20 protein-coding genes are annotated in these 19,365 nt (G+C 69.0%); 12 read left to right on the forward strand and 8 right to left on the reverse strand.

Features of this window, described 5'->3' with window-relative positions; translation table 11 throughout:
* The first annotated feature begins 31 nt into the window (after window positions 1-31).
* A complete protein-coding gene (locus NO360_RS10840) occupies window positions 32-529 on the forward strand; it encodes a LabA-like NYN domain-containing protein (protein ID WP_256307824.1) in 498 nt (165 codons plus the stop codon).
* Window positions 530-583: 54 nt separating this feature from the next.
* On the opposite strand, the gene NO360_RS10845 is transcribed toward NO360_RS10840, so the two are convergent.
* Window positions 584-760, reverse strand: a complete 177-nt coding sequence (locus tag NO360_RS10845) for a hypothetical protein (RefSeq protein WP_256307825.1) — start codon at window positions 758-760, stop codon at window positions 584-586.
* Between the two features lie 200 nt (window positions 761-960).
* On the opposite strand from NO360_RS10845, the gene NO360_RS10850 reads away from it, so the two are divergent.
* The gene (locus NO360_RS10850) at window positions 961-1,467 is read left to right on the forward strand and encodes a PUA domain-containing protein (protein ID WP_256307826.1); all 507 of its coding nucleotides are present in this window, start codon (window positions 961-963) and stop codon (window positions 1,465-1,467) included.
* 26 nt (window positions 1,468-1,493) lie between these two features.
* Here NO360_RS10850 and NO360_RS10855 read toward each other — a convergent pair whose 3' ends face one another.
* Window positions 1,494-2,564: a presenilin family intramembrane aspartyl protease PSH gene (locus NO360_RS10855; protein WP_256307827.1), complete on the reverse strand. Its 1,071-nt coding sequence runs from the start codon at window positions 2,562-2,564 to the stop codon at window positions 1,494-1,496.
* 113 nt (window positions 2,565-2,677) lie between these two features.
* On the opposite strand from NO360_RS10855, the gene ddh reads away from it, so the two are divergent.
* A complete protein-coding gene (gene ddh, locus NO360_RS10860) occupies window positions 2,678-3,619 on the forward strand; it encodes a D-2-hydroxyacid dehydrogenase (protein ID WP_256307828.1) in 942 nt (313 codons plus the stop codon).
* A gap of 75 nt (window positions 3,620-3,694) precedes the next feature.
* Here the strand turns inward: ddh and NO360_RS10865 are convergent, their stop codons facing one another.
* Both NO360_RS10865 and srp19 read right to left on the reverse strand, forming a co-directional pair.
* Complete coding sequence (locus tag NO360_RS10865; RefSeq protein WP_256307829.1) at window positions 3,695-3,922, reverse strand: H/ACA ribonucleoprotein complex subunit GAR1; 228 nt, start codon at window positions 3,920-3,922, stop codon at window positions 3,695-3,697.
* A 2-nt stretch (window positions 3,923-3,924) separates the two neighbouring features.
* A complete protein-coding gene (srp19, locus tag NO360_RS10870) occupies window positions 3,925-4,206 on the reverse strand; it encodes a signal recognition particle subunit SRP19 (protein ID WP_256307830.1) in 282 nt (93 codons plus the stop codon).
* 153 nt (window positions 4,207-4,359) lie between these two features.
* Between srp19 and NO360_RS10875 the strand changes: the two genes are divergently transcribed.
* A complete protein-coding gene (locus NO360_RS10875) occupies window positions 4,360-5,553 on the forward strand; it encodes a M24 family metallopeptidase (protein WP_256307831.1) in 1,194 nt (397 codons plus the stop codon).
* Window positions 5,554-5,638: 85 nt separating this feature from the next.
* On the opposite strand, the gene NO360_RS10880 is transcribed toward NO360_RS10875, so the two are convergent.
* Window positions 5,639-6,142, reverse strand: coding sequence for a hypothetical protein (locus NO360_RS10880; protein ID WP_256307832.1), 504 nt, complete (start codon window positions 6,140-6,142; stop codon window positions 5,639-5,641).
* Window positions 6,143-6,527: 385 nt separating this feature from the next.
* Between NO360_RS10880 and NO360_RS10885 the strand changes: the two genes are divergently transcribed.
* The 3 genes from NO360_RS10885 (at window position 6,528) to surE (ending at window position 9,713) form a co-directional block, all read left to right on the forward strand.
* Window positions 6,528-7,382, forward strand: a complete 855-nt coding sequence (locus NO360_RS10885) for a prephenate dehydrogenase/arogenate dehydrogenase family protein (protein WP_256307833.1) — start codon at window positions 6,528-6,530, stop codon at window positions 7,380-7,382.
* Window positions 7,379-8,842, forward strand: a complete 1,464-nt coding sequence (locus NO360_RS10890; RefSeq protein ID WP_256307834.1) for a small ribosomal subunit Rsm22 family protein — start codon at window positions 7,379-7,381, stop codon at window positions 8,840-8,842. The genes NO360_RS10885 and NO360_RS10890 overlap by 4 nt, the downstream gene beginning before the upstream one ends.
* Before the next feature lie 67 nt (window positions 8,843-8,909).
* Window positions 8,910-9,713 carry a 5'/3'-nucleotidase SurE gene (surE, locus tag NO360_RS10895; RefSeq protein WP_256307835.1) on the forward strand — a complete coding sequence of 268 codons (804 nt, stop codon included), beginning with the start codon at window positions 8,910-8,912 and terminating at the stop codon, window positions 9,711-9,713.
* Window positions 9,714-9,728: 15 nt separating this feature from the next.
* On the opposite strand, the gene NO360_RS10900 is transcribed toward surE, so the two are convergent.
* Complete coding sequence (locus tag NO360_RS10900; protein ID WP_256307836.1) at window positions 9,729-10,523, reverse strand: class I SAM-dependent methyltransferase; 795 nt, start codon at window positions 10,521-10,523, stop codon at window positions 9,729-9,731.
* Window positions 10,524-10,637: 114 nt separating this feature from the next.
* On the opposite strand from NO360_RS10900, the gene NO360_RS10905 reads away from it, so the two are divergent.
* Both NO360_RS10905 and NO360_RS10910 read left to right on the forward strand, forming a co-directional pair.
* Window positions 10,638-11,966, forward strand: a complete 1,329-nt coding sequence (locus NO360_RS10905) for a HEAT repeat domain-containing protein (RefSeq protein WP_256307837.1) — start codon at window positions 10,638-10,640, stop codon at window positions 11,964-11,966.
* Window positions 11,967-12,024: 58 nt separating this feature from the next.
* Window positions 12,025-13,749 (forward strand): phospholipase D-like domain-containing protein, encoded by a 1,725-nt coding sequence (locus NO360_RS10910; RefSeq protein ID WP_256307838.1) that lies wholly within the window; start codon window positions 12,025-12,027, stop codon window positions 13,747-13,749.
* A 112-nt stretch (window positions 13,750-13,861) separates the two neighbouring features.
* On the opposite strand, the gene han is transcribed toward NO360_RS10910, so the two are convergent.
* Window positions 13,862-15,787, reverse strand: coding sequence for a Hef-associated nuclease (han, locus tag NO360_RS10915; RefSeq protein WP_256307839.1), 1,926 nt, complete (start codon window positions 15,785-15,787; stop codon window positions 13,862-13,864).
* Between the two features lie 224 nt (window positions 15,788-16,011).
* Here han and NO360_RS10920 point away from each other — a divergent pair, with 224 nt between their 5' ends.
* Window positions 16,012-16,527: a Mov34/MPN/PAD-1 family protein gene (locus tag NO360_RS10920; protein WP_256307840.1), complete on the forward strand. Its 516-nt coding sequence runs from the start codon at window positions 16,012-16,014 to the stop codon at window positions 16,525-16,527.
* Window positions 16,524-16,982, forward strand: coding sequence for an FAD synthase family protein (locus tag NO360_RS10925; protein ID WP_256307841.1), 459 nt, complete (start codon window positions 16,524-16,526; stop codon window positions 16,980-16,982). Before NO360_RS10920 ends, NO360_RS10925 begins: the two co-directional genes overlap by 4 nt.
* 129 nt (window positions 16,983-17,111) lie before the next feature.
* Here the strand turns inward: NO360_RS10925 and coxB are convergent, their stop codons facing one another.
* Window positions 17,112-17,822, reverse strand: a complete 711-nt coding sequence (gene coxB / locus NO360_RS10930) for a cytochrome c oxidase subunit II (RefSeq protein ID WP_256307842.1) — start codon at window positions 17,820-17,822, stop codon at window positions 17,112-17,114.
* A 135-nt stretch (window positions 17,823-17,957) separates the two neighbouring features.
* Here coxB and cyoE point away from each other — a divergent pair, with 135 nt between their 5' ends.
* The gene (gene cyoE, locus NO360_RS10935; protein WP_256308523.1) at window positions 17,958-19,364 is read left to right on the forward strand and encodes a heme o synthase; all 1,407 of its coding nucleotides are present in this window, start codon (window positions 17,958-17,960) and stop codon (window positions 19,362-19,364) included.
* Window position 19,365 lies beyond the last annotated feature (1 nt).

Here is a 19,365-nt window from a genome sequence, read left to right on the forward strand (position 1 = left end):
ATTCATGTACTATGCCGACCCCAGTGACAGTATGACCGAGATTCACCCGAGTCAGCGGGTGGCGATGCTCGCCGACGCACAGAACCTCTATCACACGGCTCAGAGCCTCTACTCGCGGAATATCGACTACTCTGCGCTCTTAGAGAAGGGCGTGGCGGGGCGGGAACTCACCCGTGCGATCGCGTACGTCGTCCGCGCGGACTCGCCCGACGAGGAGAGTTTCTTCGAGGCGCTCGTCGACATCGGCTTCGAGCCGAAGATCAAGGAGATCAAGACGTTCGGCGACGGGTCGAAGAAGGCCGACTGGGACGTGGGAATGAGCCTCGACGCCGTCACGCTCGCGAACCACGTCGATACCGTGATCCTCTGCACGGGCGACGGCGACTTCTCCCGACTCTGCTCGCACCTCCGCCACGAGGGCGTCCGCGTCGAGGTGATGGCGTTCAGGGAATCGACCGCCGAGGAACTGATCGAGGCGACGGACACCTTCATCGACCTCTCGGAGCGCCAGGAGACGTTCCTGCTCTAGAAACCGTCCCGCCGACCACGACGGCTCCCCGAGGGTGCGAACCCGGGCCCAGACTCAGGCGGCGCGGGCGTCGGACCCGCCGGCTCTGAGCGCCGCGAGCGCCGTGCCGACCACGGCGACGCCGGCGATAGTCCCGGCGAGATAGCCGCTGACGCCCGCCTCGAAGAAGAGGCCGCTGCTCGCGAAGAGCAGCAGCGCACCGAACCCGACCAACCGGACGTCGACTGTCATACTCGACTCGGAGAACGCGTCGGTATATATGAGTTTTCGAGTCGCGTGAGTGTGCGAACGCGGGGCACGCGACGTGTGACCGCCGGTACGGCGCCTCGGCACGCACGAACCGTCGACTCGCCGATTACGACATTCCCGGCGCGGGAACGTCCTCCGCGCGGATCGCGAACGTCTTGCCGCTCCGCGCGGAAGGGGTCGCTATGAGCGAGGCAGACGGCGACGGGGAGACGATGGCGGAGTTGCGGACCATCGCCGAGTACCAGTTCGGAGCGGGGGCGGGCGAGGCGCTGTTCCCGAGCGACAGCGGCGAGTCGCTGACGGTGCACCGCTCGACGAGCGGTCGACCGCGACAGATCGTCGCGCCCGGCGGCCGAATCGTCTCCTACGGCACCGACGGCCGGTTCACTCTGGGCGTCGCGGGCGGGCGACGGCTCGTCGACGCCCTCGATCGGCCGACGGCCCGCGTCGTCGTGGGCGAGGAGAGCGAGCCGTTCGTCCGCGACGGCAAGAACGCCTTCGCGAAGTTCGTTCGCGCGGTCGATCCCGACGTCAGACCGGGCGACGAGGTCGCGGTCGTCCGCGGCGACGACACCGTCATCGCGGTCGGCCGCGCGGAACTATCCGCCGACGCGATGGCGGACTTCGAGACGGGGATGGCGGTCCACGTCCGCGACGGCGCAGGCGACGAAAAGAAGACCGACGACTGAGCCAGAAGACCGACGACTGAGCCGGCTCAGAGCCCCAGCGCCGTGAGAATCGGGACGCCGCTCGCGAGCGCGCCGGCGAGGTACCCGCCGATCGCGCCGCCGTTCAGGAGCGGTAGGCCGGCGTGGGCGCGCCCTTTCAGGACCATCCACAGGAGGACGAACAGCCCGGCGAACGTCCCGACCATCGCGGTCAGCGCCGGGAGCGTCAGCGCCGGGAGCCACGGGACGCCGAGCGACGGCGTCAGCGACGCCGGGAGGAAGAACGCCGCGCTCGCGATCATCACGGTCGGCATCACGGCGTCGCCGAGGCCGATGAAGAAGGCGTCGCGGACGTCGTCGTCGTGCTCGTCGCCGTCGGCGGTCGCAGCGTCGACTTGAGCGGCTGGCTCGTCCTCGCGGCCGTCGCTGTCGGCGTCCTCACCGACCGCCGCAGCGCCGTCGACGGCGTCCGCATCGCCGCCGTCGTCGTCGTTCCCGTGCGCGTCGTCGCCGCCCGCCTCCGACACCGTCTCGGCGGCGTCGGTGTCCCGCAGCGAGTACGACAGCGTCGTGGGCACGACGAGTACGACGGGAAGTTTCAGGTCCATCACGCCGGAGGCCAGATCGAGCATATGTTCGGTGCCGTAGACGCTGATCGCGTCGTAGACGGCCAGCACGGAGAGAAGCAGGATGGCAGGAAGGAGTCCGAAGCTGATCCCGAACAGTCCGGCCGCGCCCGCGCCCATCAGCACGCCCGCGGCGTCGATGACGTACCACTCGGGGTGGATCACGAGCAGCGCCGCGAGGAGAATCGACGCCCCGATCGCCGCCAGCGGCGGCAGGAGGACGGAGAACACGTACCACGAGATCGACGCGGCCGCGAGGACGACGAACGCCCGGACGACCCAGTCGAGATCGAATTTGAATGCCGCGAGCATCGCCGCGGTCGCGACGAGGATCGCCACGATGTAGACGAGGCTGTTCGTGGGGTCGGAGGGATCCTCGACGGTCTGATACCCCGACTCGTAGAACGTCGGCACGAGCGCCAACGCCCCCAACTGGACGAGGAGGAACAACAGGGCGGCGAACCCGACGCCGGCGGCGACGCGTCTTCGCATAGACGGGCGTTGCGACCGACCCACTATGTGGATTGTGTTTCGGACGTGGCCATCGCGTCGGATCGACGAAGGCGCCCGAAACATCCGTTAGGCGGCTCATCCTAGGCATTGGTATGCGTCTCGACACCCTCGGAATCGACCGCTCTGTCTCGGTGCTGTTCCCGCCTGCGGTGCTCCTCGAACGGCTGGAGGAGCTCCCGATCGAGACGGTCCTGATCGACGGCGACTCGGAGTCGGCGTCGGACTCGACGGAGCGCTGCGACGGCGTCGTCACGTTCGAGTACCGACCGTCACTCTTGAATGCGTCGTGGGTGCATTCGGTGCAGGCCGGCGTCGATCGGTTTCCGCTGGAGCGGTTCCGCGAGGCGAACGTGCGTCTCACGAACAGCACCGGCCTCCACGGCGACGCGATCGGTGAGACGGTTGTCGGATACATGCTCGCGTTCGCCCGCCGTCTGCACACGCACGTCGCGAACCAACGGGAGAGACGCTGGTCGCGACCGGAGTGGGACGAACCCTGGACGATCGCCGGAGAGCGGGCGTGTGTCGTCGGCCTCGGGAGCCTCGGACGCGGCGTCGTCGACCGCGCCACCGGCCTCGGTCTGGACGTCGACGGCGTCAGGCGGACACCCATTCCCGAGCCCGGCGTCGATCAGATCTACACGCCCGACGCCCTCGAAACGGCGGTCTCCGACGCGCGGTTCGTGGTGCTCGCGGTCCCGCTCACGGCGGAGACGGAGGAGATGATCGACGCCGACGTCTTCGCGGCGATGCGCGAGGACGCGTACCTGATCAACGTCGCGCGGGGCTCCGTCGTCGATCAGCGGGCGCTCGTCCGGGCGCTCGAAGACGGCGGGATCGCGGGGGCGGCGCTCGACGTGTTCGAGACCGAACCCCTCCCCGAGTCCTCGCCGCTCTGGGAGATGGACCAGGTCATCGTCACCCCGCACGCCGGATCAGCCACCCGGCAGTACGGTGATCACGTCGCCTCGATCGTCGCCGAGAGCGTCCGGCGCCTTCGCGCCGGCGAGGAGCCGGTTAATCACGTCTGCTGATGGCTCCGCTCGCTAGTGTTCGCTGCAGTCCGGAGGAGATCAGCCACGCGTCCGGCGAGACTGGACGAATTCGGCCTACCGCGCGTACAGCCGCTTCCCCACCAGCGACGCCGGCCGGATGTCGCCCGCGGGCGTGACAGCCACATAGGGGCGCGAAACCGGGCCGAACACGTCGACGACGCGGCCGACCGTCGACAGCGACTCGTCGACGGCCTGCGCGCCGATGTCCGGGTGTTCGGCGTCGTCGCAGCGGACGATGAGCAGGTTCTGTGCGGTTCGCGAGACGGTACCGAGGCGCTCCATCGTCAGTCCCGGAGGATCCCCACGTAGGCGGCGACCGCCTGGACGAGGTCGTTCTTGGTGGAGTCCTCGGCACCCTTCACGAGCACGCGGCCGCGGGCGTCCCACTCGCGCGGGTGTGTCACGTCGCGTTCGATCACGGCGTCGTAACCGATCTGCTGGACGGCTTGGGCGATCTCGTCGACCGTCGGCTCTTCGACGGCGTCGCCGATCGGGACCCGTCGACCGTCCTCGCGCGAGACGGACGCGTCGAGGTAGCGCGGCCAGATGACGTTCTCGACAGCCATAGTCCAACGACCGCGACGCGCCCGTAATACCGTTGTGGTCCCGGGCCGGACGACCGACCGCAGGTCGGTGAGGGGCGCGAGCGATGAACCGCGGACCGACCGATCGGCGACCCGAGGCGACATTCTTTACCCGTCCGTTCCCGACGAGCGTGTATGGACCCGGACCTTTCGCCGCTCGACGAGTACCTCGACGAGGCGGACCTGGACGGCTACCTCGTCGACGCCGACAGTTCGGACTCGACCCAGCGGTACCTCTCGGGATTCGACGCGCCGGATCCCTTCGTGACCCTCTACGCGCCTGAAACGACCGCGCTTCTCGTCTCGGCGCTGGAGTACGGGCGCGCGAACAGGCAGAGCCGTGCGGACCAGGTGTCCCGGCTGGCGGAGTACGACTACCGGTCGCTGGCCGCCGAACACGGTCCCAAGGCGGCGAAGGCGCGCGTCGTCGCCGACTGGCTCGACGACCTGGGCGTCGCGGGCGTCGCGACGCCGGAGCGCTTTCCGCTCGGACCCGCGGATCGACTCAGAGCGCGGGACGTCGCCGTCGAACCCGAGACCGAAGACGTGGTCACGGAAGTACGCGCACGAAAGACGAGCGAGGAAATCGAACACGTCCGCGCGGCCCAGCGGGCCAACGAGGCGGCGATGGACGCCGCTGCGGAGCTCCTCCGAGAGGCGGAAATCGCCGACGGTGCAGGTGCCGACGGGACCGACGTCCTCCGGTACGGGGGCGACGTCCTGACTAGCGAGCGCGTTCGCGAGGAGATAGAGGTCACGCTGCTCCGACACGGGTGTGCGCTCGACGAGACCATCGTCGCGTGCGGAGCCGACGCCGCCGACCCGCACGACCGCGGGAGCGGGCCGCTCAGACCCGACGAACCGATCATCGTCGACATCTTCCCGCGCTCGAAGGAGACCAAGTACCACGCGGATATGACGCGGACCTTCGTCAAGGGCGACCCGACCGACACGCTCCGTGAGTGGTTCGAACTGACACACGAGGCGCTCGACGCCGCCCACGAGGCGATCGAACCCGGGGTGACGGGGGCGGCCGTGCACGATATCGTCTGTGATGTCTACGAGGACGCCGGCCTCCCGACCCTCCGCTCGGATCCGAAGAGCGAGACCGGGTTCATCCACTCCACCGGCCACGGCGTCGGTCTCGACGTCCACGAACTGCCGCGGCTCTCTCCCGACGGCGACGAACTGCGACCGGGTCACGTCGTCACGGTCGAGCCGGGGCTGTACGACCCGGACGTCGGCGGCGTGCGCATCGAAGACCTGGTGGTCGTCACCGAGGACGGATCGGAGAACCTGACGGAGCAGCCCATCGAACTGCGGATCTGACGGGAGTTAAGCCGTCCATAGCGCGACGGAGTCGAGAATCAGCCACAGTTGCGACGAGGCGGCGGTCGGACGCGGGTCGAATCGCTCAGACCGACGATTCGCCCGCGTTCTCGGACCCGTTCGCGTGCCGGTGCTTTTCGTCCCGATACGCTTCGAGGAGCGACTGCAGCGACTCGCCGGTTTCCGGGGTGAGAACGCCCGCGGCCTGCCGGACCACGTAGCCGTCCTCGACGAGGAAGGCGTAGATCGTCTGTTCGCCGAGGAGGCCGAGTTGCCGCTGGAACGCCTGTTTGTTGACCGAGAGGAGGATCGTGTTGTCGTGAACGCGCTGTCTGGCGTTCGTCGGCGACATCCCGCCGGTGGAGGTCGGCGGGAGCATCCCCCCCTTGCTCCCGACGACGAGTTCGTAGTACGAGAAGTGGTCGAACTGATCGCACAGTTCAGACGCGAACTGTCGCCACGAACCCACGAGCGACCGCTGGCGGTGGTGGAAACTCACGACGAGGAGCGTCTGCTCGCCGTCGAGGTCCTCGGGCAGCGTAACCCTGCGGCCCTGCGTGTCTCTCCCGGAGACCGTGGGAAATTTCATCAGTAACTGCTGTCCTTACTAGCGTATTGTTATACGCGCGTTAAGCGTGCATTCTCCCTCCGTCCGACCGGACGCGGGTGTTCCCGGGTCGGCGGCAGCGGCGGTCCCTCTCGACTCGATCGGCCGGTCAGTATCACGGCGGCGCAGATTCCTTTCCCCCAGCGTGAGTATAGCAAGCGACCCAATAAACGTACGCTTCCAGATATCAAATTCGATATTTCGGAACGGAGAATCGGTCAGCTAGCCGACGTGGGAGGCCAACGGATGACTCCGGACGGAGACCGTGGGACTCGGTCTGCCGGGACTCGTGAGTCCCGCGGACAGTCACCCCGCGAAAGCCTCGCATCGAACCCCTTTTGATTGCGGCGGCGCGTAGTCGGCGGCAATGGAGGTACTCGTCGTCGGGGCCGGCGCGATGGGTCGCTGGGCCGGCGAGACGCTCGACGCGGAGTTCGAAGTCGCGTTCGCCGATCGAGACCCGGACGCCGCGAGCGCCGCTGCGGACGACACGGGCGGACGCGTGGTCGCACTCGACACCACGGCGACGTTCGATGCGGTCTGTATCGCTGTGCCGATCACCGCCGCCCGAACCGCGATCGAGTCTCACGCCGACCAGGCCTCGCGGGCGATGTTCGACGTCACCGGCGTGATGGCCGATCCGGTCACAGCGATGCGGGAACACCTGCCCGAGCGCGAGCGCGTGAGCCTGCATCCGCTGTTCGCACCGGAGAACGCGCCCGGGAACGTCGCGGCCGTGATCGACGCCCGGGGACCGGTCACCGAGGCGGCCCTCGACGCCATCGACGACGCCGGAAACCACGTCTTCGAGACGGATCCCGAGGAGCACGATTCCGCGATGGAGACGGTACAAGCGGGGGCCCACACCGCGATCCTCGCATATGCCCTGGCGGCCGAGGACGTCCGCGAGGAGTTCGCGACGCCCGTCTCGCGCGCGCTCTCGGATCTCGTCGGGACCGTGACCGAGGGAACGCCGCGCGTCTACCGAGAGATCCAGGAGTCCTTCGAGGGTGCCGACGCCGTCGCCGCGGCCGCGAAGCGCATCGCCGAGGCCGACGGGGAGGCGTTCGAACGCCTGTACGAAGAGGCAAGAGGCAAGCGGCGTCGACAGGGCGGTCCGACGGATCCGGGCGAGGCGTCCGCGGACGACGAGCTAACGGAAGGCGACGCCGCCGAGGAATCGACGACCGGGGACGATTCGACGCGAGGCGACCGACAGTGATCGACCGCGAGGCCGTCCGCGCGAACGCGAAGTACCTGCGGGAGGTCCGCCCGATCGATCCCGAGGAGATCCACGAGTACGTCGAGGGCACGCCCCATCCGGCGGTCGTCCGCGAGACGCTCAGGGAGGAGGCGTTCGACCTGGGCCTCCGGGAACGCGAGGACGGTACCTTCGTTCCGGCGAGCGACGAGCCCGTCCCGCGGCCGGGGTGGAACCCCGAGGCGATTCCCGAACGGTACGCGTTCGCCGTCGAGGACCTCCTGGTCGAACGGTACGGTGCGAACTGGCACCGCGGCGAGAGCGGCGATCGACTCCGGGAAGCGATCCGGCGGCTCAAGGAGGACTACTACCGGGGGAATCCCGTCGACTACGACGACGTGGCCGCGATGGGCTACGCGATCTATCACCTGCCGGACTACTACGCCGCGATCGGATACGTCCTCGACGACCTCGCTGAGCGGGAGGGTCTCTCCAGAACCCTACGCGTTCTCGACGTCGGCGCGGGCGCGGGCGGGCCGGCGCTCGGTCTTCACGATTACCTGCCGAACGACGCCGTCGTCGACTACCACGCCGTCGAACCGTCGGCCGCGGCGGACGTCCTCGAGCCGTTGCTCGCGGAGACCGGTCGGAACTTCCGGACGATGATCCACCGCGAGACCGCCGAGGCGTTCGACCCCGAGTCGGTCACCGCCGACGGCGCGGGCATCGACCTCGTTCTCTTCGCCAACGTGTTGAGCGAACTCGACGACCCCGAGGCCGTCGCCGCCCGGTACCTGGACGCGGTCGCCGACGACGGGTCGTTCCTCGCCATCGCGCCAGCCGATCGGAACACCAGCATCGGGCTCCGTGAGATCGAGCGCGCGCTCGTCCCGGCGGATTCCGAGACGTCGGTCTACGCGCCGACGCTCCGGCTGTGGCCCGGGGAGGCCCCCACCGATCGGGGGTGGTCGTTCGACCGCCGCCCCGACGTCGAGGCCCCGGCCTTCCAGCGCCGCCTCGACGAGGCGGGCGAGTCCGACGCCCCCGAAGCAGCGAGCGAGGCGTCCGTCCGAACGCCCGGAGACGGCACGTTCAGGAACGAGACGGTGCAGTTCTCCTACGCGATCCTCAGACCGGACGGCGCGAGTCGGACGGACGTCCTCGCGGATCCGGACCGCCACGCGAAGATGGCCGAGATGGAGCGTCACGTCACGAACCGGATCGACCTCCTCGCCGTCAAACTGAGTCGGGATCTGACCGACGACGCCGACGCGCACCCGCTGTTCAAGATCGGCGATGGGAGCGAGTCGGTGGAGCACTACGCCGTCTCGACCGCCCGCGACGCGCTGAACGAGGCGCTGCTCCACGCGGATTACGGGGACGTGCTGGCGTTCGAGAACGCGCTCTGTCTGTGGAACGACGACGAGGGCGCGTACAACCTCGTCGTCGACGGCGAGACGTTCGTCGAGCGGGTCGCCTGAGCGAATCCGGGCGTCCGGGAGTCGCCACGGGCGGTACACATTTCCGCTGTCCGACGAAGACCCCCGTATGAGCGAACCGCTCTCCGTCCTCCTGACGAACGACGACGGGATCGACGCCGTCGGGTTCCGCGCGCTGTACGAGGGGCTCTCGGCGTTCGCCGACGTGACCGCCGTCGCGCCCGCGAACGACCAGAGCGCCGTCGGCCGACAGCTCTCGGCCGACGTCAGCGTCCGCGAACACGAACTCGGCTACTCGGTCGAGGGGACCCCGGCCGACTGCGTCGTCGCCGGTCTCGAATCGCTCTGTCCCGACGTCGACGCCGTCGTCTCCGGGTGCAACAAGGGCGCGAACCTCGGCGCGTACGTGCTGGGTCGGTCGGGGACGGTCAGCGCCGCCGTCGAGGCGGCCTTCTTCGACGTGCCGGCGATCGCCACCTCGCTGTACGTCCCCGGCGGCGGCGACACGCCCTGGCACGAACAGGCGACCGACACCGAGGACTTCCGCGAGGCGACGCGGGCGACGACGTATCTGCTCCGGCACGCGCTCGGGGCCGGCGTGTTCGAGCAGGCCGAGTACCTGAACGTCAACGCGCCGCTGGCCGACGGGGCCGGCGGTCCGGCGCCGCTCGAGATCACGACGCCGTCGACGCTGTACGAGATGACGGCCGAACACGACGGTAACGGGACGGTCACGCTGCACGACGGGATCTGGGAGCGAATGCGCACGGACGACCTTCCGGATCCCGCCGGAACCGACAGACGCGCGGTCGTCGAAGGCCGCGTGTCCGTCTCACCGCTGACGGCCCCGCACACGACCGAACACCACGAGGCACTCGACGGCCTCGCGGAGACGTATCTGGACGCGGTGTAGCTGCCCGGAGCCTCCTTACTCCAGCACGGCGACGAACCGGAGTCGGCGGTAGTCGGCGGTCCACACGCCGTCGTCGTACAGTTCCTCGCGGAGTCGGTCCTCGACGGCGGCGACGACCCCAGCGCGCTCCCCGTCCGGGACCGGTCCGAGCAGCCGATCGCCGAACATCTCCAGCCACCCGGCCAACCCGTCCTCGCCGTCGTCGAGTTCGGTCGGCCGATCGAACAGCCTCGCGTACCGGACCTCGAAGCCGTGCGCCTCCAGCGCGGTCGCGTGCTCGCCGATCGTCGGGAAGTACCACGGCTCGGTCGGGGATTCGTAGCCCCGTTCGCGCAGTTCCGCTCGGACTGCGTCGGCGATCGCGCCAACGTTTCCGCTGCCGCCCAGTTCGGCGACGAAGCGCCCGCCGGGTCGGAGCGCGGCCGCGACCGAGTCGAGGACGGCGTCCTGGTCGTCGATCCAGTGCAGCACCGCGTTCGAGAACACGGCGTCGACCGGGTCCGCGACCTCGAAGTCGCGGGCGTCGCCCCGCCGGAACGCCAGTTCGGGGTACGTCTCGCGGGCCGTCTCGATCATCTCCGCGGACTGGTCGATCCCGACGACGTCCGCGCCAGCGTCGGCGATGCGGTCGGTCAGGTGGCCGGTGCCGCAGCCGAGGTCGAGAATCCGCTCGCCCGATTGGGGATCGAGGAGGTCGAGGACGTCTGCGCCGTACTCGTAGACGAACGCGTGTGAGCCGTCGTACGCGTCCGAGTCCCAGTCGGAACCGGTCTCGGAGTCGGCCGCTGAACCCTGATCCGGAGCGGTCATCGGCTGGAACTGCGACCGGGGAGAAATATAACGTTGCGGTCGCCGCTCGGAGCCGGATCCGCGCCGAGGAGAGAAGGGAAACGCTCTTTTCGGGTACGGACGGATATCAGGCATATGAGCGACGGGGACGACGAGACGGCCGCTGATTCCGACGCGGCGGCGTCCGAAGACACACCAGACGTGACGCCCGACACCCTGAACGAACGCCTCGACGACGTGGAGTCCGGTCTGGGGGACGCGGCGACCGAGGCCGACCTCGACGACGTCGAGGCCGATCTCGACGAAATCGAGTCGGACCTCGAAGCCGCCGACCTGCCGGAACCCGACGAGGACGACGATGACGCCGACGATCCGCGGGAGGAACTCGAATCGCGCCTCGGGGACCTCCGCGACGAACTCGAATCCCAGCGCGGACCGTACGCCAGCGACGTGGTCGACGACGTCGAAGCGGCGAGCTCGAAAATCACTGACACGCGCTGGACCGAACAGGGCGCCGCTGAGATCGTCGACGTCGTCGCCGCGTTCGCCGATGCCGTGAACGACGCGCTCGACGCCGCCGTCTCCGTCGACGAGGACGCGACCGGCGAGGAGCAGGAGGAAGCGCTGGTCGCCGCGCTCGACGACGCGATCGCGGCCGTCGAGGACGCCGGTCTCGACGCCGACGAAGACGCAGAGACCATCGCGACGCTGCTGGAGGCGACCGACGAACTCGAATCCGGCCTCGAGGACGCCCAGGAGTGGGACGACCTGGAGACCAACGAGCAGCTGATGGCCGAGGGTTTCTACGACGTGCTCGGTCACTACAAGGACTACCCCCCGGAGCTGTCGGCGCTCAAGCAGTGGGAGGCGCGCGGCCGCGTGGATATGGTGCTGCTCGCGAAGGACAGCCTCCAGTCGGAGTTTATGCAGGAGCACTGTATGGACGCCCTCGTGCGGATGGCTAACCCCGAGGCGTTCGAGGAGATGCACCAGCTCGCTCAGCGCCGCGACAAGACCGCGATCAAGGCGCTGGGCCGGATGGGCGACGGTGCCGAGGAGGCGGTCGAGACGCTCGTCGAGTACGTCGACGCCGACTCCGACCCGGGCCTCCAGAAAGTGACGCTCCGCGCGCTCGGCGAGATCGGATCGACCGAGGCGACGCAGGCCATCGCGGACAAACTGGAGATGGACAACGACAACGTCCGGCCCTACGTCGCCCGCGCGCTGGGGCTCATCGGCGACACGCGCGCCGTCGACCCGCTCTCCGACGCCCTCGCCGAGGACGACAGCGACACCGTCCGCGCGGCCGCCGCCTGGGCGCTGCGACAGATCGGCACCGAGGACGCGCTCGAAGTCGTCGCCGACTACGCCGACGAGCGCTCCTACCTCGTCCAGCACGAGGCCGAACTGGCGTCCGAGGCGCTCGACGACACCGACGCCGACGCGGAAGCGCCGGCGGCGTAAGACCGGCTCTCGTTCCGGCCGACGTAGGTTCAAGTAGGATCGGGCGGCCAGACGGGCCGTGCCAGCCGACCGACTGACCGAGCGCGCCGCTGCCGGCCGAGCGCGTCGAACGGACCGCGCCGCCCCGCCCCGGAGCCACCGCGTCGCCGTCCTCGCCTGTCTCGTTCTGGTCGTGAGCGTCACCGCGCTCGGGGGCGTGTCGGTCGCGGGGGCGGTCGAGGGAAGCGGTTCCGCAGTCGGTGCGGCGACGGAGGCTGCGGGCTCGTCCGGTCCCGACTCGGGCCCGCGGATCGTCGCCGTGTTCCCGGATCCCGTGGCCGAGGGCGACGCCGGCGAGTACGTCGTCGTCGACGCCGCAGGCGCGTCGAACCTGACGCTTTCGGACGGCGAATCGACCGTCTCCGTCCCCCCGGACGGCGTCGTCGCACTCTCGGAAACGCCGAACGCGACGCGGCGACTCGTCGACGTCCCGGTTGCCGAGGCCGGGCTCTACCTCTCGAACGGTGGCGAGGAACTGATACTCCGCCGGGGGGACCGCGTCCTCGACCGGCTGGAATACGACCGCGCGGCGGCGGGCGAGCGACTGAACGCGACGAGCGGCCGGTGGACGCCCAGAGGCCTCTCCCCGCGTCCGGTCGTCGCGACCGGACCCGCGACCGCGACGGCGTTCACGCTTCCGGACGCCCCCGACGTGCCGATCGAGACGCTCGAAGACGCCGACGAGCGGATCCTCCTCGCGGGCTACACGTTCTCCTCCGCACGCGTCGCCGACGCGCTGCTCGCCGCCGCCGACCGCGGCGTTCGCGTCCGGGTGCTGCTGGAGGGCGGGCCGGTCGGCGGGATGACGACCGCACAGCGCGAGCAGCTCGATCGCCTCGTCGCCGGCGGCGTCGAGGTCCGCGTGATCGACGGCCCGCACGCCCGGTTCGCCTTTCACCATCCGAAATACGCCGTCGCCGACGACGACGCGCTCGTGCTGACCGAAAACTGGAAGCCGTCCGGAACCGGCGGACGCGACAGCCGCGGCTGGGGCGTTCGGGTCCACTCCGGGGGAACTGCGGACGAACTCGCCGCCGTGTTCGCACACGACGCCGACGGCATCGACGCGGTCCCGTGGCGCCGCCATCGGGCGAACTCGTCGTTCGTCGAGGCGTCGCCGGCGACGGGGTCGTTCGATTCGCGGTTCCAGCCGGAGTCCGTTGCCGTCACCGACGTTCGGGTGCTGACTGCACCGGGAAACGCCGGCGGCGCGGTTCGGGGATCGATCGAGGACGCGGACCACCGGATCGACGTGCTCTCGCCGCGGCTCGACGCGGAAGGGGCGTACTTCGCCGCGCTCGTCGCCGCCGCCGAGCGCGGCGTCCGCGTTCGGATCCTGCTGTCGAACGCGTGGTACGACGAGGAGTCGAACCGGGCGGTCGTCGAGCGGGCGACCCGGCTCGGTGAGCGCGGCGTACCGATCGAGGCGCGGATCGCCCGACCCGGCGGTCGCTTCGGCAAGGTCCACGCGAAGGGGGCCGTCGTCGACGGAGAGACGGTACTCGTCGGCAGCCTCAACTGGAACGCGCACGCGACGACCGAGAACAGGGAGGTCGTCCTCGCCCTCGACGGGTCGGAGCCAGCGGCCTACTACGGTGAGACGTTCGCGGCCGACTGGGAGCGGGCGGCCGGCGACGCCGGCGGCGGAACGGACTGGAAGACGAAAACGACGCTAGCGCTCGGGGCGCTCTCGGGCGTCGCGCTCGCGGGGTTGGCACTCCGGCGGACGGTGCGATTCGAGTGAGTAACGGCGCGATGATTCGAGTGACCGTCGGCTTCGTGGTCCGAGCGAGGATCGGCTGTGAGCGTCGAGTGAGAAACGATCGACGGCGGCGCGAGACGCGTCGTCGCCGACCTCAGAGTTCGGTGTCGACGACCGCCTGCGAGGAGAGTTCCTCGTCGAGTTCGGCGTCGGCCATCTTCTCGACGAGGCTGTCGATGACCGCCTCGCGCATCCCCTTGACGAACTTGATCGAGCCGACGACGAGGTGGCCGCCGCCGGAGACGCCGCCGCCGACGACCTCCTCGTTCAGTTCGGCGACCATCCGCGGGATGTCGAGCCGGACGCCGTCCGAGCGGAGCACGGCGAAGTCGGGGCCGTAGCCGATCGTGATCACCGGCTCGCCGTGTGCTTTCACCTTCCGGTCGTGGAGCTTCCCGGTCGTCTTCCCCGGCGCGGGGTAGGTGAAGCGGTGGGCCCACTCGTCGAGGTCGACCGTGTAGAGGTGCGCGCCCGACTCCAATCGCTCGTGTTCGAGGTGGGAGGCGGCGGCGTCCATCTGCTGGTCGACGTCGCGCTCGGCGCGCGTCGCGAGGAAGTCCACCAGCTCGTCGTGGCGCGCTTCGTCGTCGCAGCCGACGTTCAGGACGTCGTTGACGAGCGACTGGCCGTCGTTGTAGCGCAGCCAGTGGGCCGCGTAGTCGAGCGCCTCGCCGACGTCGAGCAGGCGCTCGCGGTCGTAGCCCTCCGCTTCGGCCAGCGAGATGAACTCCGTCATCGCGTCGGCCTTCGAGCGGTCCGCGAGTCCGGCGACCGCGGGGACGTGCCGCAGTTCGTCGGTCAGGTCTGGATCGATCATCCGCGCGAGTTCGACGCACATCATCCCGGTCGTGATCCGGTAGTCCTCGTCGTAGAGGTACGGGTTGACGTGCGCGTCCAGCAGATCGTCGACGGCGTCGGGGTCTGGATGGTGGTGGTCGACGACGGCGATGGGCATATCGTAGTGCGCGAGGTTCTCGTAGGCCGGGACGTCCTCCTCGGTCGAGCCGTTGTCCAGCATCAGGAGCAGCGGGAGGCGCTGTCCGTGTCGAGCGCGGCCTTCGAGGGCGAAGTTGAGGTCGCGCGTGACGTCCTCCATCTCGTAGAACGGGGCCTTCGACGGGAGGCGCTTGATGAGGTGCCGAGGGGCGTCCTCGTCGTCGTGGACGGACTCGATGAAGTGCTCGAGGGCCAACTGGACCGGCACCGACGCGCACATCCCGTCGCCGTCGGCGTGGTGTCGCACCCGGATCGGCCGTCCTTCGAGCACCGTCCGGCGCAGCAGTCGGGCGACGTCGCGGAGGTCATCGCGGAGCTTCTCGAACGCCGGCCAGTCGACGAGCGGATCGACGCTCGCCGGGGCCGCGCGGTCCTCGAAGGCGGCGTCGAGACGCTCCCGTGCCTCGGCCTCGGCCTCCCCGTCGAGACGGGTCAGCGACTCGACCTCGATCTGGATCGATCCGTCGTGCGATTCGACGTTGCCGCCGATCCGGACGACGTCGTCGAGGTCGACCGCGGGGAACGCGCGGACGCCCGCCTCGCGGAACGCCGCCGCGGAGACGATCCCGGTTTCGTCGGCCACCCGGAACAGCGTCGGGCCGCCGGTCTGTTTGATCTGGGCGACCTGTCCCTCGACGTGGACCGAATCGCCGGCCTCCAGTCCCGCGATGGGCGTCAGGTCCGGTTCGTGGTCGACGACGACCGTCTGGTACGTCGACTCCCGGAAGACGTCGAAGGCGATGTCGCCGTTCTCCTTGACCTCTTCGAGCGTCACGGTCAGTCGGTCGCCCACCTCGTAGGATCGATCGAGGTTCGATTCGTGGACCAGCCCCGACACCTCGTCGGAGATGTCGACGAAGATGCCGTACTCGACGACGCCGTTGACGACGGCGTGGTAGTTGGCGCCGGCCTCGATGTCTTCGGACGTGCAGTTCGGTGCGAGATCGTAGACGATAGGTCGCGAGTCGCCCTCCGAATTCGGAGCGGACTCGCCGCCGGAATCCCCGGCGTTGTCGGCGGTCATACTGACGGGAAGTGGTGCGCTGCGGTTAAGACTTTACAATCGCTATCGATTCGACTTCCAGGGTAGACACCGTCTCCGGGCCGGAATAGCGAGCATCTTCGGCCCGGAATAGCGAGCATCTTCGGCCCGGAATGGACAGGCCCGAGCGGGCGTGTGCGCCGCGTGGCGACGACGACCGCCACGGCCCTCGAAAGGTTTAGAAGGCGACGAACCCGATTCCGAGTATGCGACTCTTCCGGTCGAGTGAGGTGCTCGGCATCGCCGCCGACGCGCTCGACTTCGCACGGGAGGCCTCCCGGGAGACTCACCCCGACGAGTATATGGGATTCCTCCGCGGCGAGGACGCCCGCCGTTTCGATCTGGATCGATCCGGGACCGTGATCACTGAGGTGATGATCATCCCCGGGACGCGGTCGAATCCGATGAGCGCCACCGTCGACAACAACATGATCCCGAACGACCGCCGGGCGGTCGGGTCGATCCACTCGCATCCGAACGGCGTCCTCCGCCCCAGCGACGCCGACCTCGACACGTTCGGGCAGGGGGAGGTCCACATCATTCTCGGTCACCCCTACGGCCCGACCGACTGGAAGGCGTTCGACCAGAACGGCGACGTGCGCGACCTCGACGTGCTCGACGTCGACCTCCCCGACCCCGAGGAGTTCTTCGACTTCACCGAGGCGGATCTCGATCTCGACTTCTCCGAGGAGTACCGCGAACCCGGAGGGCGGCGACGGTGACGCGTCGGGTCGTCGCACAGGGGACGTTCGACATCATCCACCCGGGTCACATCCACTACCTCTCGGAGGCGGCCGCGATGGGCGAGGAACTGCACGTCATCGTCGCCCGTCGGGAGAACGTCACGCACAAGGAACCGCCGGTGCTGCCGGACCGACAGCGACGGGACGTCATCGACGCCCTCGAAGTCGTGAGCGAAGCGCACCTCGGCCACACCGAGGACATCTTCGTCCCGATCGAACGGATCGACCCCGACGTGATCGTCCTCGGCCACGACCAGCACCACGACGCGGACGCCATCCGCGACGCGCTCGCGGGGCGCGGCATCGACTGTGCGGTGGAGCGCGCGTCCGGCCGGGAGCCCCGGTACGAAGACGAACTGCTCTCGACGGGACGGATCGTCGATCGGATTCTCGCGCTTCGGGCGTCCGAAACCGACGACGTCGACGCCGTCTGATCCGCCGTTCTGCTGCGTTATTCACGAGCACCACACCTCGAACGGCAGTGCTGGCGGTGCTAGCGGCGTAACGGTGGTTAGCGATCGTGAGTGTTCGCGCGCTCGGGCGGGAAACCGCGAAAAAGCGAATTACTCGTCGCTCTGCTGTTCGTCCAGCCAGTCCTGGTACTCGTCCTGGGAGACGACCTCGACGGTGAAGTACATCTGGGAGTGGGCGACACCGCAGTACTCGGTGCAGTAGCCCTGATAGGTCCCTTCCTCGTACGGAACGGTCCTAATCGTGTTCACCTGGCCGGGCATCGCGTCGACTTTGAGCGCCAGGTCTGGCACGTGGAACCCGTGTATCACGTCCCGCGAGGTCACTTCGATGACGACCGGGCGGTCCTTCGGCACGACGATCTCGGTGCCCGTGGTGAAGTTACCGTTCTCCGGGTACGACATCTCCCAGCCCCACTGGTACGCCTCGGCGTGGACCACGACCGGGTCGCCGGCGGCGTCCTCGACCTGCGGCGGACCGGCGACGTTCTCGTCGGCGAGGACGCCGTAGGAGGCGACGCCGACGAACAGCAGGATGATCGCCGTCGCGATCGTCCACGTGATTTCCAGACGGCGGTTCTCCTTCGTCGGCGACGGGTCGTCGTTGTTTCGGAACTTTACGATCGTGTAGATGAGGATGCCCTCGACGAGCAGCGTGATCGGGATCGCGATGTACAGCAGTTTCCCGTTCAGCCCGTTGATGAGCTCCGCGCTGGCGGACGTCTGTGCGGCGACCGGGTCCGCAGCGAGGCCCGCCACCAGGACCGTGAGCAGTGAAACGAGTGCCAAACGCGTCTTTCGCATCGATCGGAGGTTAGGAAGTGCCACGTAAATAGTTGCTGACTTTCCCCACTTGCACCACGTCGACGAGCACGGCGTCGGGGGCCGAAAGCGGGGCTCCTAAGTACGGTGATTCCTAACGTGTGATAGGTGCAACTCGTGCCGTCGACACCAACACACAACCGGTTTCACGGCCTGCTCGCCGCGACGGCCATCGGCGTCTATCTCCTGCTCCTCGTGGGGGCGACGACGGCCCTGACCGACGCGGCGGCGTCGTGTGCCGCCTGGCCGGCCTGCGGCGACGGGTGGACGACGCCGACGTCGACCGTCGGGTGGCTCGCCGTCGGACACCGTCTCGCGGCGGTCGCCATCGGCGCGCTCGGCGTCGCGGCGCTCGTCGCCGGCTTGCGCGCGGGGATCGAGCGGCGCGTGCTCGGCGCGATGGCGATCGCGGGCGTCCTGTACCCGATCCAGGCGGCCCTCGGGGCCTTCGTCGCGATCGGCGGCGCGGGCGCGACCCTCTCGGCGGTCCACCTGACGGTCGGGATGGCGATCTTCGGCTCGCTGGTCGCCGCGCTCGCCTGGACGTTGGAGACCGAAACCGGCGACCCGAACGAGGAACCCGTCGACAGCGTCGACCTCGACCCGCCGCTGGAGGCGACGTACGAACCGGACCTCCCGAGCGGCGGCCGGGAGCGACTGCTCGCGACCGCGAAGGCGTACGTCAGGCTGACAAAGCCGCGACTGATGTGGCTGCTCTGTCTCGTCGCGGCCGCCGGGATGGCGCTCGCGGCGACGACCACCGGCGGCCTGACCGTCGGCGTCGTGCTCGCGACGCTCGGCGGCGGCGTGCTCTCGATCGGCGCGTCGGGGACGTTCAACCACGTCTTCGAGCGCGACATCGATAGGCGGATGCAGCGGACGAGCGACCGGCCGCTGGCGACCGACCTCGTCCCCGTCCGCAACGCGCTCGCGTTCGGCCTCCTCTTGGCCGCCGGATCGATCGCGCTGTTCGCGTGGGTGAACGCGCTCGCGGCCGTCTTGGGCGTCGCAGCGATCGTGTTCTACAGCGTCGTGTACACGCTGCTCCTGAAGCCGAACACCGTCCAGAACACCGTCATCGGCGGGGCGGCGGGGGCGCTCCCGGCGCTCATCGGCTGGGTCGCCGTCGCCGGCGAGGTCGGACTCGGGGGGCTCGCGCTCGCGGCGATCATCTTCCTGTGGACCCCGGCGCACTTCTACAACCTCGCGCTGGCGTACAAGGACGACTACGAGCGCGGCGGCTTCCCGATGATGCCCGTCGTCCGCGGCGAGACCGAGACGCGAAAGCACGTGCTGTGGTATCTCGCCGCGACGCTCGTCGCCGCCGGCGCGCTGGCGTCGATGAACGCGCTGGGGCTGCTCTACGCGCTCACGAGCGTCGTCTTCGGCGGCCTCTTCCTCTACTTCGCCGTCCGCCTCCACTACGAACAGACCGAGTCCGCGGCGTTCCGCTCGTTCCACGCCTCGAACGCGTACCTCGGCGCGCTGCTTCTGGCCGTCGTCGTCGACGCGCTGGTGGTCTGAC

Source organism: Halobellus litoreus (assembly GCF_024464595.1).
GTDB classification, from domain to species: domain Archaea; phylum Halobacteriota; class Halobacteria; order Halobacteriales; family Haloferacaceae; genus Haloquadratum; species Haloquadratum litoreum.

Coding starts and splice junctions, on each gene's coding strand:
- NO360_RS10865 (WP_256307829.1), bottom strand. CDS start 3,922: ATGGAGCGCCTCGGTACCGTCTCGCGAACCGCACAGAACCTGCTCATC.
- NO360_RS10850 (WP_256307826.1), top strand. CDS start 961: ATGAGCGAGGCAGACGGCGACGGGGAGACGATGGCGGAGTTGCGGACC.
- NO360_RS10875 (WP_256307831.1), top strand. CDS start 4,360: ATGGACCCGGACCTTTCGCCGCTCGACGAGTACCTCGACGAGGCGGAC.
- surE (WP_256307835.1), top strand. CDS start 8,910: ATGAGCGAACCGCTCTCCGTCCTCCTGACGAACGACGACGGGATCGAC.
- han (WP_256307839.1), bottom strand. CDS start 15,787: ATGACCGCCGACAACGCCGGGGATTCCGGCGGCGAGTCCGCTCCGAAT.
- NO360_RS10905 (WP_256307837.1), top strand. CDS start 10,638: ATGAGCGACGGGGACGACGAGACGGCCGCTGATTCCGACGCGGCGGCG.
- NO360_RS10885 (WP_256307833.1), top strand. CDS start 6,528: ATGGAGGTACTCGTCGTCGGGGCCGGCGCGATGGGTCGCTGGGCCGGC.
- srp19 (WP_256307830.1), bottom strand. CDS start 4,206: ATGGCTGTCGAGAACGTCATCTGGCCGCGCTACCTCGACGCGTCCGTC.
- ddh (WP_256307828.1), top strand. CDS start 2,678: ATGCGTCTCGACACCCTCGGAATCGACCGCTCTGTCTCGGTGCTGTTC.
- NO360_RS10845 (WP_256307825.1), bottom strand. CDS start 760: ATGACAGTCGACGTCCGGTTGGTCGGGTTCGGTGCGCTGCTGCTCTTC.
- NO360_RS10880 (WP_256307832.1), bottom strand. CDS start 6,142: ATGAAATTTCCCACGGTCTCCGGGAGAGACACGCAGGGCCGCAGGGTT.
- NO360_RS10900 (WP_256307836.1), bottom strand. CDS start 10,523: ATGACCGCTCCGGATCAGGGTTCAGCGGCCGACTCCGAGACCGGTTCC.
- NO360_RS10920 (WP_256307840.1), top strand. CDS start 16,012: ATGCGACTCTTCCGGTCGAGTGAGGTGCTCGGCATCGCCGCCGACGCG.
- NO360_RS10855 (WP_256307827.1), bottom strand. CDS start 2,564: ATGCGAAGACGCGTCGCCGCCGGCGTCGGGTTCGCCGCCCTGTTGTTC.
- coxB (WP_256307842.1), bottom strand. CDS start 17,822: ATGCGAAAGACGCGTTTGGCACTCGTTTCACTGCTCACGGTCCTGGTG.
- NO360_RS10840 (WP_256307824.1), top strand. CDS start 32: ATGACCGAGATTCACCCGAGTCAGCGGGTGGCGATGCTCGCCGACGCA.